Raw genomic sequence first — 16,665 nt, forward strand, 5'->3', positions numbered from 1 at the left:
GGCTAAATTTAGAGTGAAGAAAGGCAATTTTTAATTAACTAACGATCATTATGAAAATAAAATAGTTGATAAAAAATCAAACGTCAATTAATTTAATAACGATTGTTATAAAAATAGATGTGATCTTTATGACAAATAGGCATGAAACAGATCTTATGGTTAATGAAGATACGCTGAAAAAGAAGCGTGGACGCCCTAAATGCTTTGATGAACAGCAAGTTTTAGAGAAGGCTATGTTGCTTTTTTGGGAACATGGTTATGAAGCAACGTCTATTAGTGACTTAACGCAGGCTTTAGAAATTACGGCGCCTAGTTTATACAGTACTTTTGGTGATAAGGCAGGCTTGTTTTATAAAAGTATTGATTATTACTTAGCTCATGAAGCATGTCCTATTGAAACGATCTTTTTAGAAGCAAAAACTGCAAAAATTGCTTTTGAGTTGTATCTTTATGACAATGTAAAACGATTGGTTCAACCCAATAAACCAGCAGGTTGTATGTTGGTGGTTGCAGCTATGAATTGCTCTGATGCGACACAAGAGGTCCAGCAAAATCTATTAGATAAGCGTATAAAAACTAAAGAAAAATTATTAAAACGTTTGGAACAAGGTGTAGAGCAGGGTGATTTATCAGCTAATGCTCCTCTACAAGAAATGACAGACTTCTATGCTACTGTTATTCAAGGACTGACTATTCAAGCGAGAGATGGCGCGACCACTGAGCAACTACATAAAGTGGTAGAACATGCCATGAAAGCTTGGACATTATTTTAAAAAATTAATGATGTCCTAAGTTCAATATCAATGTCGGAAATGCGATATTTCAATTTATTAAGACATTCTTCAAAATAAAATCTCTTTTGTAGATGGTGTATTACTATGAGTCAGGTCATGAAATATCACAAATGGGCATTTATTTTTCCCATTCTGGCAGTACTGATTTGGTCTTTAAATATTGTAGTCACCCGCTACGTCTCGGATTATATTTCTCCAGTTAGCATTAGTTTTTATCGGTGGTTAATTGCCTTTATTATTTTGACTCCATTTATGTTTATATCTGTTTGGAGACAAAGACGAATAGTAATACCCTATTTACCTAAGCTTGCTGTGTTAAGTGCATTTGGGATGGTGCTTTATCAAGGCCTTGCTTATACGGCGGCTCATTATACCAGTGCAACTAATATGGGTATTGTTAATGCCTTTATTCCGATTTTTACTATTTTTGTTTCTCTTGCGATTTTAAAAGATGTACCTAATCGTTTTGCTGTCTTTGGTAGTATTTTATCTTTCGCGGGTTTGCTATATGTCATGTCCCAAGGAAATATTAATAAGCTTTTAAGTGGTGGCGGACACCTTGGTGATGCGCTCATGATTGTTGCTGTATTCTTCTATGCATTTTATGGGGTTTTCTTAAAGAAATGGCAGCTTCCACTTCCAATTATGACGAGCTTATATGTCCAGATTGGGTTTTCTGTGCTGTTCCATTTACCTTTAATTTTCTGGTTTGGTCTTGATGGCTTAAATGCACAAAATGCGCCAAGTGCAATTTATGCCGGTGTATTTGCTTCTTTAATTGCGCCGTTAGTTTGGATGTTGGCTGTACAACAACTCGGGCCAAATAGAACCAGTATATTTATGAACCTTGTACCAGTGTTCACAGCCATTATTGCAAGCCTCTGGTTATCTGAGCAATGGACGATCTATCATACTTTCGGTGGAATTATGATTCTCGTGGGTATTATCATGGCACAAAAGAAGGTTAAATCTAAAAAATCAGATCTCCTGCCAGAGCAAAATTAAGAATAATAAAAAAACTATGGCATATTTTTAAAAAAAGTAATGAAAATATGCCAATTTTTTTGTTAATCCAAGCTTTTCTATATGATTTATAAATATATTTATAAAAATATTGTGTAATATAAATATTAAAAAAGACCAATAAAAATATTAATATAATTTTAACTTAATTGCTAAAAACGCCAAATTCCCTACACTTTTCATGCTTTTTTTAGAGAAATAATATATTTCTCTCATTTAGTCTCTTACCACATAATAGCGACCACTACGAAAGATGCTCTTTTAAGCAATTTTCTTTCGTTCCAGAGATATCCAAACCCTCTGGATGTGGTATATACCCATCCTTTTTTATGCTCAGTTATCCCTATATAACTGAGCTTTTTTTTGTCTGGAATTAAGGACGAATGACTTCACCAGTTAAGGCGTTAATGATGCGGCTTGGCTGTTGGCTTTGACCTAAATCACCATTGAGATAGTTTAATTGTGAACCAAAGTATTGGCAGGCATCTTGTAAAGAATGGGCTGGTTCTTGTCCACTAGGGTTGGCACTCGTCGAGACAATAAATCCATGAAAAGCATTGCATAAAGCGACACATAAAGGATGTGTCGTTACACGGACTGCAACAAGAGGATGCTCGCCTTTAATCCATGAAGGAATGTGTTGATCGGCTGGCAATAGCCAAGTTGTGGCTCTTTCTGATGGTTGGTGGTTCGTCCAGCAATCAATAATTTCTTGCTGAGTCGTTTGCGGTAAGGAAGTTAGTAAATGTTCTACTTGACTAATATGGCCAGCCAATAAAATGACGCCCTTTTCAATAGGGCGCTGTTTCAATTCAAGAATCTTTTGAAAAGCTTGTTCATTAAATGGATCACAGCCCAGTCCCCAGACTGCCTCAGTTGGATATGCCAAAACTTGACCTTGTTGTAAACATTCGGCTGCTTCGGTCACTGAGGTCGTAATCATGGTAATACTTTCCTTTCAATCAAACAGAATCGCTATTGTGCGCTCTAATACTAAGAACGACAACGTAAATACAGCCCTGATTGTTGCATACATAAACCGAGTAGTTCTAGTTCCATTAGTGAAGAGGTCAGTTCAGAAACCGAAACATTATGATGAATTACAAGCTGGTCAATATTTTGTCCTACCCAGTCTAAAGACTGATAAAGATCAATCAAATGCACAGGAATTTCTGGAGTATTCGTATTAGTTTCTTCATTTTGACTTTGTTGCTGGCTTTGCCATTGAGTTGGTAAGGCGAGGTCTTCAATAATTTGTTCGGGATGATCAACTAAAATTGCTCCCTCACGAATAAGTTGATGGCATCCTTGATGGAACTCACTATAAATATGACCCGGAATAGCGAATACGGTTTTGCCTTGTTCAGCAGCTTTATTGGCCGTGATGAGTGAGCCGCTTTTTAATGTCGCTTCTACCACCAAAACGCCTAAACTCAAACCACTGACAATTCGGTTTCTACGTGGGAAATGCTGTTGTAATGGTGGTGTACCCGGTAAAAACTCAGTAATAATGGCGCCGTTCTGAGCCAAAATATGTTCTGCCAGTTTTTTATTTTGAGCTGGATAAGTAGTGTCTAGGCCCGTACCCGTGACTGCAATTGTACGTTGATGAGCGGATGCACCTTGATGAGCTGCTTCATCAATGCCATAAGCCAGACCACTACTAATAAAAAAGCCCTTTTCACTTAAGTAGTAGGCAAAATCATAAGCCACCTGACGTCCATGTGGGCTTGGTTTTCGGCTGCCGACAATCGCAATTTGCGGTTGCAATAATGCCTGTGCCTGACCTTTTCCAAAAATAACAGGTGGATGATCTGTATAAGGGAGTAATTGAGTAGGGTAGCCAGAGTCATCGGGCGTCAAAATAAAATCAGTATGCTGCTGAACTTGTTGTATAAGCTGTTCGAACTGAGCTTGGCCTTGTGCCGTTTGAAATTCGTTTACACGCTTTAAGTGATTAGCATGTAACCCCAAAGAGGACCACTTTGCTAAACCATCAGGTTGAGTTGCTTTTTCACAAGTTCCAAAATAATCGATAATTTTTTTAAAACTAACTAATGAGTGCTGCACCAAATACCACACTTTAAGAGTGTGGTAATGGTGTGAAGAAAGTTGGGTGAGCATTGTAGAAGGTACATCCAACATTAATCATTAAAGCGAGGTGGCTGAATGCTTGAGCCGACTTTAATAGGCAAATCGCTTTCTAGAACATAGGCATAACTCAGCTGATCAAAAGTTCTAAAAACCATCAGACTCCCAATTTGTTGACCAGGAAGTTGAATCGCTTCTTTAGTTTTAGGATCGCGAATTGTCTCGCCTTGTTGTGTAATATCAAAAACTTGACCTACCTGAACACCTTGTGCTGTACCGCGGTCCAAAGTCACTACACTATGTTTTGCAGCTCTACCGATTGAACCCATGACACGAATAATTTTGCCCCCATCAGTCACTTGTTTGGCATCTACTGGGTAAAATAAGGTTGGCAAAGTAGCTTGTTCTTCAGGCATAACACGATCGCCACGACGTACTTCAGCGTTATAACTATCTGTTAGCTCTAATGTAGTAATGTCTTTTTCAGAAGATACCGCAACACCTGAAGCAACCTGTAGTAGCTCAATACCAAGGCTATGCTTTTTACCTTTACTATCTGTGAAATAGTAAGGTTCACCTTCTCGATAGACTGCATAACGCTGACCATCAACTAGACCTTTTCCTCTTGCATAAATAGTTTGACCTTTTCCTGCAAGTACACGTTGGTCGGCTGTACCAACAACGTAAGGTGTGTTGGTAATTGAATCGGCTGGTAAAATAGTGCTGTTCTCTAGCCACTGTTTAATATGTTCAAGTGGAATAACTGGCACACTATTATTTAATGCTTCTACGCGAACTTGTGGTTGTAAGTTTGTGGTTTGGCCTGTGTAACGACGAATAATGCCTACACAGCCATCCCCTTCATCTTTGCCCACAAGTGGACGTCCATCTAAGCTACATAACAGTAATCGATCGCCCGGATAAATCCAGTGAGGGTTTTTAACATGTTGATTACTTGCCCAGATTTCAGGCCAACGCCATGGCTTATTGAGAAAATGGCCGGAAATATCCCATAGGGTATCCCCACGTTTTACAACATACACATTTGGTGCATTGCTTTTAAGAGAAGGTGGATTATGATTTGGACTGGCAGCATGAACCTCTGCTACCGTACCTAGTGCGACAGTTGTACAGAGTGCTAAAGCAAGTAAATGCTTCTTTATCCCCAAAGCATGAAATTCAGCCATGCCGTTAAAAACCTTTTTCATTATGATAATTCCTAAAAATTATGCGTGCAGATGCGTTATAATAGGCGGCTTACACACAATTTTTCGATGAAGTATTTCCTTCATTTGGTTTTTCAATCAATGGCATAAGTGAGGACGTCAGTATGGCCTTATTACCTATTTTAAGTTTTCCTGATCCCCGTCTTCGTACCATTGCTAAGCCTGTTGAAGAAGTTACTGATGAAATTCGTCAACTTGCAGCAGATATGTTTGAAACCATGTATGCGGCACCCGGTATTGGTTTAGCAGCTTCTCAGGTCGATCGTCATATTCAGCTTATCGTCATGGATTTGTCTGAATCTAAAGATGAACCTATGGTTTTCATTAACCCCAAAATAACTCCACTGACTGAAGAGACGCAGCCGTACGAAGAAGGCTGTCTATCAGTGCCACAAATATACGATAAAGTTGACCGTCCGTCACGTGTGAAAATCGAGGCAATTAACCTTGAAGGTCAAGCATTTGAGATAGAAGCTGACGGACTTCTCGCTGTTTGTATCCAACATGAAATGGATCACTTAAAAGGCAAATTGTTTGTGGATTATTTGTCGCCACTTAAACGTCAGCGTGCACGTGAAAAAGTCGAAAAGATTGTTCGCCAACGCGAGCGTGAAAAAGTTGCGGTAAAACGTTAAAAGTTTTCAAATATCAATATAGCGTGGATGTGATTTTTGGTTTTTCGTAGTGGTCTGTTGCTCGCATGTGCAGCAGTGTTTTTACAGATTGCGGTATTTCTACAGCCGCTATTACCGAAGCAATATCAAATTGCTCCGGTCTGTGAAACTATTACCCGTGCTTTGCTTAAACCTAAGGCACAGATGGAAACCATGTCACATGCCATGCACCATTCACATCACGACCACCATATCGGACAGGCACAAGTACCTGAACATCATGACCACCATGATGCAAATCACCAGTGCCAATATTGTACTGTCTATGCCAATCTGGTTTTACCACCTGAATTTGGCGTAAAAGAGGTGCTTGTTCGTATACAAGTTCGCTTAGTCGCTTATCAACAAGCATTTAGACATGTTTATTTTGCGCTACAGCGACTCTTCTTACTTCCGCAAGGGCGTGCACCACCTCTATTTGCATAAATAAAAGCAATTTTTGTTGGGGTCTTTATTGACTTCGATATCACTTTATTTATGTTTTAGAGCTTATAAAAATGCCACATTCTAAATTTTTACTACAACCTTTATGGGTTGCGATGCTTGCTGTTTCTCATTCAGGCTTAGCTTTTGCCGATTCAGAGAAAAATGATACTGATACCAACACACTTCATTCATTAGCACCTATTGTTGTTACAGCACAGCAAGGTAACGATGCAAATGGTCTGATTGTACATGCGGACCCGAAACAGCCAATTCAGCCAGTACCTGCTACAGATGGCGCAGACTATTTACAAAGTATTATGGGTTTTAACTCAATACAAAGCGGTGGAACAAATGGTGATGTGACATTCCGAGGGATGTTTGGTTCACGTATTAAAATTCTAACAGACGGTACGGAGAACCTCGGTGCATGCCCAAACCGTATGGATGCTCCAACTTCTTATATTTCACCAGAAAGCTATGATCGTATTTCTGTGATTAAAGGCCCGCAAACGGTTCAATATGCCAATACTGGTTCGGCAGCAACAGTCCTGTTTGAACGTCAGCCTGAGAAACTTACTTCCGAAAAACCTTATCGTGGTCAAGCAAGTGTTTTACTAGGTTCATATGGACGTATCGACCATAATGTTGAAGCAGCAGTTGGCGATGAGAAAAAATATATTCGTTTAAATGCCAACCGTTCAGAGTCCAATAGTTATCAAGACGGTGATGGTAATACTGTACCTTCAGCATGGAAGAAGTGGAATGCTGATGTAGTACTTGGCTTTACTCCAGATGAAAACACGTGGATCGAACTCACAGGTGGAAAATCTGATGGTGAGTCACTTTATGCAGGACGTTCAATGGATGGTTCTCAGTTTGCGCGTGAAAGCTTAGGACTGCGTTTCGAAAAGAAAAATATCACCGGTATCATTAAAAAAATCGAAGGGCAGGTGAACTACAGCTATAACGACCATATTATGGATAATTTTAGTTTGCGCACACCGCCATTAGTTGAAATGAACCATGGTGGTATGACCATGCTCATGCCAAACGCGATGGCCATGCAAGTAACGCGCCGTACACTAAATTCTCGCTTAGCCATGACCTCTGAATGGGATAAATGGAGCCTGATCACTGGGGTAGATTCACAATTTAATAAACATGGCGGTAGCATGTCATCGCCAACAATGCCTTCTATGAATGTTCCATATCGACAAGATATGCGTTTTCAATCATATGGAGCTTTCGGTGAACTTGGCTATGAATGGAATGATAAAAACAAGTTAGTGACAGGTGCACGTTTAGATCGGGTAACAGTTGAAGATGAGCGAGCCGATTCTAAAGCCCAAGGCTTTAATACGAAGCTTGAGAAGACTTTGCCAAGCGCATTTGTTCGCTGGGAAAACCAACATCCTGAGCATGACCTCAAAAGTTATATCGGTTTAGGTTATGTAGAGCGTATGCCTGATTATTGGGAGCTTTTCTCTCCTAAACATGGTAATGCTGGCTCAACCAATACCTTTAACGGTGTGAATCCTGAGAAAACATTGCAGTTAGATCTAGGCTTCCAACAACAACATGGTGCTTTAAACACATGGGCTTCTGCTTATGTAGGCTTAGTAGATGACTACATATTAATGAGTTATCACCATCACCCGAGTATGGGAATGGGTGGGCATGATATGAGCCATGATATTACTGCAGGTGCCAAGAATGTTGATGCAACTATTGCTGGTGCAGAAGCAGGTATTGGATATCAATTTACCGACCGTATTCAGGCAGATTTGAGTGCTATGTATGCGTGGGGTAAAAACACTACAGATGACAAACCGTTACCTCAAATTTCCCCGTTAGAAGGTCGATTAAATATTCGCTATGTAGCCGACAAATATAACTTAGGCCTGTTGTGGCGAGCTGTTGCTGAGCAAAACCGTGTGAGTCTACATCAAGGTAATATCGTGGGATATGATCTAAAACCAAGTAAAGGTTTCTCAACACTTTCTTTAAACGGAAGTTACAACCTTCGTAAAGATGTTGATGTCTCTGTTGGCATCGATAACGTATTAGATAAGACCTATACCGAACACTTAAATAAGGCGGGTAGTGCAGGCTTTGGATTTGCGAGCGAAGAGCAGTTTAACAATATTGGAAGAAATTACTGGGTTCGTATGAGTATGAAGTTTTAATAGGCTTTAGCGAATTAAAGAACTGAAATTATTAATTTAATGAGAGAAATGAAATGACAAATAAATTATCGCCTGAACAGTCTTGGTGGGGATGGAAGTTACTTATTGTGGCTTCTATCTTGAGTGTATTGTTTATGATTGTTTTTTACTTGGCCATCAACAATGAGCCTGACTACATGCCAAGTCAAAAAAATAAGCAGATGATGGAAACGCATGAGCAAATGAATCATGCTGAAGTGCATAGTTCATCAGCTCAATAAGGTTATTAATATTTGAAAATGGAAGCCTGGATAACGGCTTCCATTTTTTATTTTGAGGTTTTAATAATTATTGATGCATACTTGCTAAGATTTTTGCCTTACCTTGATTCTGATAAAGCGTTAAGCCAAGTTTTTGTATATTACGGCCTGATTTAGATAAAAACTTTTCAACTTTTGGTGAAAGCTTTGCGCCATTATAAAGTAGTAAATTACGCACAATTAAATAATAAGCAAACCATGAGGCAGATTGCTGAGGCAATCCGAGTAGTTTCATTCTTTTCTTACCAATAAAAAATTGGGTAAGTTCTAAGTGTTGTCGATAAGCAAGTTTCTGCTGTAAAGAGCGTAAATGCAGATATTTTCTCTCAAAAGGTTCTTTCGACAAGCTCGATCCTAATTCAACACTGCTGTGATCGGAGCGAGGATGAGCAAACTGCATCCAGTAAAGTAACCTCCAACCCTCAGGTTCAGACTGAATAAGCCACTTTTCATCAATACCCATTAACCAACCAACATAACGCCAGAAATGTAAAAAACTCTTTGCCTCTTGTTTTGTTGGCCATATACCTAAAGCTCTAATACCGAGTAAAACTACACTACTAAAAGCCAAATTAGTCATTGCTAAATCAAATTGATTAAGAGGAATTCCCCAAACCTCGCTATCCCAACGATCAGACTTTTTTAATTGCCGGCGAACGAGTGCATGAATAAAGCGAACATAAATCGTTGACGTAAAACCTGCACTCAAACGAGAAAGCCCTTGAGGTTCAGTAATATCCACCCACCATTTTGTGGTTTCTGCTAAACGTGTTCCCGCTTCTTTCTTTAATGCACCCGTTAAAATTAGGGGTTGATTAAATCCCGGATATAAATATCCCGCCATTAAGGATAAATCTCTAAGAATAAAACCATTATTTATTCCTAAACGATGAGTAAATTTAATAGCCTCATCAATTTGTTGCTGGTCTAACCATTCAGGCTTTTGTTCAATGTAATTAAAGAAATTTTCTAACTCAGCAGGTAGCGACTCAGATAGATCATCGCGGCCTTGAAATAATATTTTCTCAAAAATTATTCGGTGATCTTTGGGATTTTGCATAACCCAATCAATCAGCTTATCCATTTCAACGTCCCCTTCGCAAAGAGCACGTTGTAAAGATACATATTCTGTATAGTTTGGTTGTACTGGTTTTTCACAGCAGATATTTAAAAACTGAGTAAAGAAATTACTGTCTTGCATATCATTAAAAGAAGCAAGTCGAGTCGGGTTAATCATTTGCATATCTTTACTTGCGTATTGAACTGAATAATAAATAGGCTAATATGAATAATTATTCGCATTCAATTCGCATTTAATGAATTCAAACTAATGAGAAAAGCTCCACAGCAACAGCGTTCAAAACTTATTGTTGACCATATTTTAGAAGCGACACAGCAATGTATTGCCCAATATGGATTGCTTCATACAACAACTACCAAAATTGCAGAGAAATCTGGAGTGAGTGTAGGTTCGATTTACCAATACTTTGAGAATAAAGATCAAATCGTAGAAGAACTATTACGCCGTAAAAGTGAATTATTAGGGCAGCAACTTAAAGAATTAGTTATGCAGCAGGGGAATATTCCTTTAGATCTGCTTATCCCCTTGGCAATAGAGCTAGGATTTAATGCATTAAAAGCTGATCAAGGCTTTTTTATAGAAGTACTGAAACATTGGCATGACTACAGTCATTCGCAAGCTGCTCAGATTTTAGAAAAGCATTTTTTTGAAGTAGGTTTATATACATTTAGTAGAAATCCTCATCAGTGGGACTTCGAGCAGGTAAAGCATAAATCCTTTGTAATTATTAATAGTACGCTTTTTACGATGATGCGTTACGTGAGCCAGAACAATTTTCTTATCTCAGAACAACAACTTAAACGAGAATTATCAAGCATGATACTGGCTTATTTAGGCCAAAAATAAGAAATAAAAATAATTATTTATATAAAACAAATACTTGATTTGTATTTTGGTTTAAAATTGAACGCTCAAGTCATTAATTTCTAATTTCCGCTTGCAAAGGTAAGTTAATGGTCTATAATGCACATCCATCGGCGGTGATGCAGATAGAAACTTGTTGAAAAACAGTTACTTGAGATTAAGTTGATTGCTTTAAGTGATGAATTTGATGTTAAGTTGGTTTAAAAGACAAGTTTTAAAAATATCGAAATTACCTGTTGACTTTTAAGAGATTAAGAGTAATATAGCCGACCTAGCTTGCTGGTGACGAACCAGGAAGAAGATCATTAAGAGAATTGAAGAACAACTTGTGTGGATTTTTACTGATTGATTAATCGAAATAATTTTCATTGATTGATTGGTTTAAATTACTCGAAGTTTATTTGAGCGAAATTTAAGTCAGTAATTGATGAGCCAGAATTGGCACCTTGTCTATAATAAGGTGCAAAATGATTTTAACTGAAGAGTTTGATCATGGCTCAGATTGAACGCTGGCGGCAGGCTTAACACATGCAAGTCGAGCGGGGGAAGGTAGCTTGCTACTGGACCTAGCGGCGGACGGGTGAGTAATGCTTAGGAATCTGCCTATTAGTGGGGGACAACATCTCGAAAGGGATGCTAATACCGCATACGTCCTACGGGAGAAAGCAGGGGATCTTCGGACCTTGCGCTAATAGATGAGCCTAAGTCGGATTAGCTAGTTGGTGGGGTAAAGGCCTACCAAGGCGACGATCTGTAGCGGGTCTGAGAGGATGATCCGCCACACTGGGACTGAGACACGGCCCAGACTCCTACGGGAGGCAGCAGTGGGGAATATTGGACAATGGGCGCAAGCCTGATCCAGCCATGCCGCGTGTGTGAAGAAGGCCTTATGGTTGTAAAGCACTTTAAGCGAGGAGGAGGCTACTTTAGATAATACCTAGAGATAGTGGACGTTACTCGCAGAATAAGCACCGGCTAACTCTGTGCCAGCAGCCGCGGTAATACAGAGGGTGCAAGCGTTAATCGGATTTACTGGGCGTAAAGCGCGCGTAGGCGGCTAATTAAGTCAAATGTGAAATCCCCGAGCTTAACTTGGGAATTGCATTCGATACTGGTTAGCTAGAGTGTGGGAGAGGATGGTAGAATTCCAGGTGTAGCGGTGAAATGCGTAGAGATCTGGAGGAATACCGATGGCGAAGGCAGCCATCTGGCCTAACACTGACGCTGAGGTGCGAAAGCATGGGGAGCAAACAGGATTAGATACCCTGGTAGTCCATGCCGTAAACGATGTCTACTAGCCGTTGGGGCCTTTGAGGCTTTAGTGGCGCAGCTAACGCGATAAGTAGACCGCCTGGGGAGTACGGTCGCAAGACTAAAACTCAAATGAATTGACGGGGGCCCGCACAAGCGGTGGAGCATGTGGTTTAATTCGATGCAACGCGAAGAACCTTACCTGGCCTTGACATAGTAAGAACTTTCCAGAGATGGATTGGTGCCTTCGGGAACTTACATACAGGTGCTGCATGGCTGTCGTCAGCTCGTGTCGTGAGATGTTGGGTTAAGTCCCGCAACGAGCGCAACCCTTTTCCTTATTTGCCAGCGAGTAATGTCGGGAACTTTAAGGATACTGCCAGTGACAAACTGGAGGAAGGCGGGGACGACGTCAAGTCATCATGGCCCTTACGGCCAGGGCTACACACGTGCTACAATGGTCGGTACAAAGGGTTGCTACACAGCGATGTGATGCTAATCTCAAAAAGCCGATCGTAGTCCGGATTGGAGTCTGCAACTCGACTCCATGAAGTCGGAATCGCTAGTAATCGCGGATCAGAATGCCGCGGTGAATACGTTCCCGGGCCTTGTACACACCGCCCGTCACACCATGGGAGTTTGTTGCACCAGAAGTAGCTAGCCTAACTGCAAAGAGGGCGGTTACCACGGTGTGGCCGATGACTGGGGTGAAGTCGTAACAAGGTAGCCGTAGGGGAACCTGCGGCTGGATCACCTCCTTAACGAAAGATTGACGATTGGTAAGAATCCACAACAAGTTGTTCTTCATAGATGTATCTGAGGGTCTGTAGCTCAGTTGGTTAGAGCACACGCTTGATAAGCGTGGGGTCACAAGTTCAAGTCTTGTCAGACCCACCATGACTTTGACTGGTTAAAGTTATAGATAAAAGATACATGACTGATGATGTAAGCTGGGGACTTAGCTTAGTTGGTAGAGCGCCTGCTTTGCACGCAGGAGGTCAGGAGTTCGACTCTCCTAGTCTCCACCAGAACTTAAGATAAGTTCGGATTACAGAAATTAGTAAATAGAGATTTCGGTCTTGGTTTATTAACTTCTGTGATTTAAGTATCACGGTATTAAGCATGACCTGACGAAGGCGTGTTTATTCATTAACAGATTGGCAAAATTGAGTCTGAAATAAATTGTTCACTCAAGAGTTTAGATTAAGTAATTAATCTGAATGAATTGAGAACTAGCAAATTAACTGAATCAAGCGTTTTGGTATATGAATTTAGATTGAAGCTGTACAGTGTTTAAATACACAGTGCTCTAAACTGAAATGTTGAAGTTACTAACTTGTAGGTAACGTCGACTGTTTGGGGTTGTATAGTCAAGTAATTAAGTGCATGTGGTGGATGCCTTGGCAGTCAGAGGCGATGAAAGACGTGATAGCCTGCGAAAAGCTCCGGGGAGGCGGCAAATATCCTTTGATCCGGAGATGTCTGAATGGGGGAACCCACCTACTTTAAGGTAGGTATTGCAACATGAATACATAGTGTTGCAAGGCGAACGAGGGGAAGTGAAACATCTCAGTACCCTTAGGAAAAGAAATCAATTGAGATTCCCTCAGTAGCGGCGAGCGAACGGGGATCAGCCCATTAAGTTATGTGTGTTTTAGTGGAACGCTCTGGGAAGTGCGAACGTAGAGGGTGATATTCCCGTACACGAAAGGGCACACATAATGATGACGAGTAGGGCGAGGCACGTGAAACCTTGTCTGAATATGGGGGGACCATCCTCCAAGGCTAAATACTCCTGACTGACCGATAGTGAACCAGTACCGTGAGGGAAAGGCGAAAAGAACCCCTGTGAGGGGAGTGAAATAGATCCTGAAACCGCATGCATACAAGCAGTGGGAGCACCTTCGTGGTGTGACTGCGTACCTTTTGTATAATGGGTCAGCGACTTATATTCAGTAGCGAGGTTAACCGTATAGGGGAGCCGTAGAGAAATCGAGTCTTAATAGGGCGTTTAGTTGCTGGGTATAGACCCGAAACCAGGCGATCTATCCATGAGCAGGTTGAAGGTTGGGTAACACTAACTGGAGGACCGAACCCACTGTCGTTGAAAAGCCAGGGGATGACTTGTGGATAGGGGTGAAAGGCTAATCAAGCCTGGTGATAGCTGGTTCTCCCCGAAAGCTATTTAGGTAGCGCCTCGGACGAATACCATAGGGGGTAGAGCACTGTTTCGGCTAGGGGGTCATCCCGACTTACCAAACCGATGCAAACTCCGAATACCTATGAGTACTATCCGGGAGACAGACTGCGGGTGCTAACGTCCGTAGTCAAGAGGAAAACAATCCAGACCGCCAGCTAAGGCCCCAAAATCATAGTTAAGTGGGAAACGATGTGGGAAGGCATAGACAGCTAGGAGGTTGGCTTAGAAGCAGCCACCCTTTAAAGAAAGCGTAATAGCTCACTAGTCGAGTCGGCCTGCGCGGAAGATGTAACGGGGCTAAAACTATGTGCCGAAGCTGCGGATTTGACATTAGTCAAGTGGTAGGGGAGCGTTCTGTAAGCCGATGAAGGTGTATTGAGAAGTATGCTGGAGGTATCAGAAGTGCGAATGCTGACGTGAGTAACGACAAAACGGGTGAAAAACCCGTTCGCCGAAAGACCAAGGGTTCCAGTCCAACGTTAATCGGGGCTGGGTGAGTCGACCCCTAAGGCGAGGCCGAAAGGCGTAGTCGATGGGAAATTGGTTAATATTCCAATACTTCTGTGTAATGCGATGAGAGGACGGAGAAGGTTAAGTCAGCCTGGCGTTGGTTGTCCAGGTGGAAGGATGTAGGTATGTATCTTAGGCAAATCCGGGGTACTCTATACTGAGATCCGATAGCAAGCTGTACTTGTACAGCGAAGTGGCTGATACCATGCTTCCAGGAAAAGTCTCTAAGCTTCAGTTACACAGGAATCGTACCCGAAACCGACACAGGTGGTCAGGTCGAGTAGACCAAGGCGCTTGAGAGAACTCTGCTGAAGGAACTAGGCAAAATGGTACCGTAACTTCGGGAGAAGGTACGCTGTTGTTGGTGATGGAACTTGCTTCCTGAGCTGATGACAGCCGCAGAAACCAGGCCGCTGCAACTGTTTATTAAAAACATAGCACTCTGCAAACACGAAAGTGGACGTATAGGGTGTGATGCCTGCCCGGTGCTGGAAGGTTAATTGATGGGGTTAGCGTAAGCGAAGCTCTTGATCGAAGCCCCAGTAAACGGCGGCCGTAACTATAACGGTCCTAAGGTAGCGAAATTCCTTGTCGGGTAAGTTCCGACCTGCACGAATGGCATAATGATGGCGGCGCTGTCTCCAGCAGAGGCTCAGTGAAATCGAAATCGCTGTGAAGATGCAGTGTACCCGCGGCTAGACGGAAAGACCCCGTGAACCTTTACTGCAGCTTGACACTGAACTTTGACCTTACTTGTGTAGGATAGGTGGGAGGCTTTGAAGTTGGAACGCTAGTTCCAATGGAGCCGTCCTTGAAATACCACCCTGGTAATGTTGAGGTTCTAACTCTGTCCCGTTATCCGGGACGAGGACCGTGTCTGGTGGGTAGTTTGACTGGGGCGGTCTCCTCCTAAAGAGTAACGGAGGAGTACGAAGGTGCGCTCAGCGTGGTCGGAAATCACGCGTAGAGTATAAAGGCAAAAGCGCGCTTAACTGCGAGACCCACAAGTCGAGCAGGTACGAAAGTAGGTCTTAGTGATCCGGTGGTTCTGTATGGAAGGGCCATCGCTCAACGGATAAAAGGTACTCTGGGGATAACAGGCTGATACCGCCCAAGAGTTCATATCGACGGCGGTGTTTGGCACCTCGATGTCGGCTCATCTCATCCTGGGGCTGAAGCAGGTCCCAAGGGTATGGCTGTTCGCCATTTAAAGAGGTACGCGAGCTGGGTTTAGAACGTCGTGAGACAGTTCGGTCCCTATCTACCGTGGGCGCTGGAAATTTGAGAGGATCTGCTCCTAGTACGAGAGGACCAGAGTGGACGAACCTCTGGTGTACCGGTTGTGACGCCAGTCGCATCGCCGGGTAGCTATGTTCGGAAGGGATAACCGCTGAAAGCATCTAAGCGGGAAGCCTACCTCAAGATAAGATTTCCCTAGGAATTTATTCCTCTAAAGAGCCGTTCGAGACTAGGACGTTGATAGGTTGGATGTGGAAGCATAGTGATATGTGAAGCTGACCAATACTAATTGCTCGTGAGGCTTGACTATACAACACCCAAGCAGTTGTATATAAAGCATCAATCGATTCATAAATCTACAAAGCAACTTGATTTAGTTATTCCACTAGATAAAATGAACACAGCCAGATTCAATCAGCCCAATCTGTAAAGATTTGGAAAACGCTTCGGCAGTCAATAAGACCAAAGCAAGTATCCATAAACAGTTGTGCTGGCGACCATAGCAAGAGTGAACCACCTGATCCCTTCCCGAACTCAGAAGTGAAACCTCTTAGCGCTGATGGTAGTGTGGGGTTACCCATGTGAGAGTAAGTCATCGCCAGCTCATTATTCCAAACACCCCCATTCTAAAGAGTGGGGGTGTTTTTTATTGCGCGCTATAAAGTGAAAACACATAACTAAAAATCAGATTTGCACGGTTGTTTTGCTTCAGAGATATAGGGTCTTAGTTCAATGTAATAAAAAACATTTCATAATATTCCAATCTTTGCTTAATCTATAAATAATTAAATTTGAGTTTTC

General features: G+C 41.8%; 10 protein-coding genes, 2 tRNA genes, 3 rRNA genes and 1 pseudogene. 12 read left to right on the plus strand and 4 right to left on the minus strand.

Features of this window, described 5'->3' with window-relative positions:
* The first annotated feature begins 119 nt into the window (after positions 1-119).
* Both ABLC00_RS00890 and ABLC00_RS00895 read left to right on the plus strand, forming a co-directional pair.
* Positions 120-773, plus strand: a complete 654-nt coding sequence (locus tag ABLC00_RS00890) for a TetR/AcrR family transcriptional regulator (protein WP_006581284.1) — start codon at positions 120-122, stop codon at positions 771-773.
* 105 nt (positions 774-878) lie between these two features.
* Positions 879-1,799: a DMT family transporter gene (locus tag ABLC00_RS00895; protein ID WP_079377500.1), complete on the plus strand. Its 921-nt coding sequence runs from the start codon at positions 879-881 to the stop codon at positions 1,797-1,799.
* Between the two features lie 391 nt (positions 1,800-2,190).
* Here ABLC00_RS00895 and ABLC00_RS00900 read toward each other — a convergent pair whose 3' ends face one another.
* Genes ABLC00_RS00900 through ABLC00_RS00910 form a run of 3 tightly spaced genes read right to left on the minus strand, consistent with a single transcriptional unit; the run spans position 2,191 to position 5,116 of the window.
* A complete protein-coding gene (locus tag ABLC00_RS00900; protein WP_000633612.1) occupies positions 2,191-2,760 on the minus strand; it encodes an L-threonylcarbamoyladenylate synthase in 570 nt (189 codons plus the stop codon).
* Positions 2,761-2,810: 50 nt separating this feature from the next.
* Positions 2,811-3,941 (minus strand): DNA-processing protein DprA, encoded by a 1,131-nt coding sequence (dprA, locus tag ABLC00_RS00905; RefSeq protein ID WP_033846988.1) that lies wholly within the window; start codon positions 3,939-3,941, stop codon positions 2,811-2,813.
* 20 nt (positions 3,942-3,961) lie between these two features.
* The gene (locus ABLC00_RS00910) at positions 3,962-5,116 is read right to left on the minus strand and encodes a LysM peptidoglycan-binding domain-containing protein (protein ID WP_004711032.1); all 1,155 of its coding nucleotides are present in this window, start codon (positions 5,114-5,116) and stop codon (positions 3,962-3,964) included.
* Between the two features lie 122 nt (positions 5,117-5,238).
* On the opposite strand from ABLC00_RS00910, the gene def reads away from it, so the two are divergent.
* The 4 genes from def (at position 5,239) to ABLC00_RS00930 (ending at position 8,680) form a co-directional block, all read left to right on the plus strand.
* On the plus strand, positions 5,239-5,769 hold the full coding sequence (def, locus tag ABLC00_RS00915) for a peptide deformylase (protein WP_002054252.1): 531 nt from the start codon (positions 5,239-5,241) through the stop codon (positions 5,767-5,769).
* Between the two features lie 36 nt (positions 5,770-5,805).
* Entirely contained in the window at positions 5,806-6,234 is a 429-nt protein-coding gene (locus ABLC00_RS00920; RefSeq protein WP_002054220.1) for a DUF2946 family protein, read from the plus strand.
* 71 nt (positions 6,235-6,305) lie between these two features.
* Positions 6,306-8,420 carry a TonB-dependent copper receptor gene (locus ABLC00_RS00925; protein ID WP_033846986.1) on the plus strand — a complete coding sequence of 705 codons (2,115 nt, stop codon included), beginning with the start codon at positions 6,306-6,308 and terminating at the stop codon, positions 8,418-8,420.
* Between the two features lie 53 nt (positions 8,421-8,473).
* Complete coding sequence (locus ABLC00_RS00930) at positions 8,474-8,680, plus strand: DUF4199 domain-containing protein (protein WP_017394259.1); 207 nt, start codon at positions 8,474-8,476, stop codon at positions 8,678-8,680.
* A gap of 67 nt (positions 8,681-8,747) precedes the next feature.
* On the opposite strand, the gene ABLC00_RS00935 is transcribed toward ABLC00_RS00930, so the two are convergent.
* Positions 8,748-9,962 (minus strand): oxygenase MpaB family protein, encoded by a 1,215-nt coding sequence (locus tag ABLC00_RS00935; RefSeq protein WP_017394258.1) that lies wholly within the window; start codon positions 9,960-9,962, stop codon positions 8,748-8,750.
* A gap of 87 nt (positions 9,963-10,049) precedes the next feature.
* Here ABLC00_RS00935 and ABLC00_RS00940 point away from each other — a divergent pair.
* From ABLC00_RS00940 to rrf, 6 genes and pseudogenes are all read left to right on the plus strand, one after another.
* A pseudogene (locus ABLC00_RS00940) lies at positions 10,050-10,620 on the plus strand (TetR/AcrR family transcriptional regulator).
* A 518-nt stretch (positions 10,621-11,138) separates the two neighbouring features.
* Positions 11,139-12,676: ribosomal RNA gene (locus ABLC00_RS00945) — 16S ribosomal RNA — on the plus strand.
* Positions 12,677-12,735: 59 nt separating this feature from the next.
* A tRNA-Ile gene (locus ABLC00_RS00950) sits at positions 12,736-12,812 on the plus strand.
* A gap of 55 nt (positions 12,813-12,867) precedes the next feature.
* Positions 12,868-12,943: transfer RNA gene (locus tag ABLC00_RS00955), tRNA-Ala, on the plus strand.
* Between the two features lie 340 nt (positions 12,944-13,283).
* A 23S ribosomal RNA gene (locus ABLC00_RS00960) occupies positions 13,284-16,174 on the plus strand.
* A gap of 179 nt (positions 16,175-16,353) precedes the next feature.
* A 5S ribosomal RNA gene (gene rrf, locus ABLC00_RS00965) occupies positions 16,354-16,468 on the plus strand.
* Together the 16S, 23S and 5S rRNA genes with 2 tRNA genes alongside form the textbook arrangement of a ribosomal RNA operon.
* Positions 16,469-16,665 lie beyond the last annotated feature (197 nt).

It is taken from the genome of Acinetobacter nosocomialis (assembly GCF_041021905.1).
Lineage (GTDB): Bacteria > Pseudomonadota > Gammaproteobacteria > Pseudomonadales > Moraxellaceae > Acinetobacter > Acinetobacter nosocomialis.

Excerpts from the sequence above, each read along its gene's own strand:
- ABLC00_RS00895 (WP_079377500.1), top strand. The coding sequence starts at position 879 with ATGAGTCAGGTCATGAAATATCACAAATGGGCATTTATTTTTCCCATT.
- ABLC00_RS00900 (WP_000633612.1), bottom strand. The coding sequence starts at position 2,760 with ATGATTACGACCTCAGTGACCGAAGCAGCCGAATGTTTACAACAAGGT.
- dprA (WP_033846988.1), bottom strand. The coding sequence starts at position 3,941 with ATGCTCACCCAACTTTCTTCACACCATTACCACACTCTTAAAGTGTGG.
- ABLC00_RS00910 (WP_004711032.1), bottom strand. The coding sequence starts at position 5,116 with ATGAAAAAGGTTTTTAACGGCATGGCTGAATTTCATGCTTTGGGGATA.
- def (WP_002054252.1), top strand. The coding sequence starts at position 5,239 with ATGGCCTTATTACCTATTTTAAGTTTTCCTGATCCCCGTCTTCGTACC.
- ABLC00_RS00925 (WP_033846986.1), top strand. The coding sequence starts at position 6,306 with ATGCCACATTCTAAATTTTTACTACAACCTTTATGGGTTGCGATGCTT.
- ABLC00_RS00930 (WP_017394259.1), top strand. The coding sequence starts at position 8,474 with ATGACAAATAAATTATCGCCTGAACAGTCTTGGTGGGGATGGAAGTTA.
- ABLC00_RS00935 (WP_017394258.1), bottom strand. The coding sequence starts at position 9,962 with ATGCAAATGATTAACCCGACTCGACTTGCTTCTTTTAATGATATGCAA.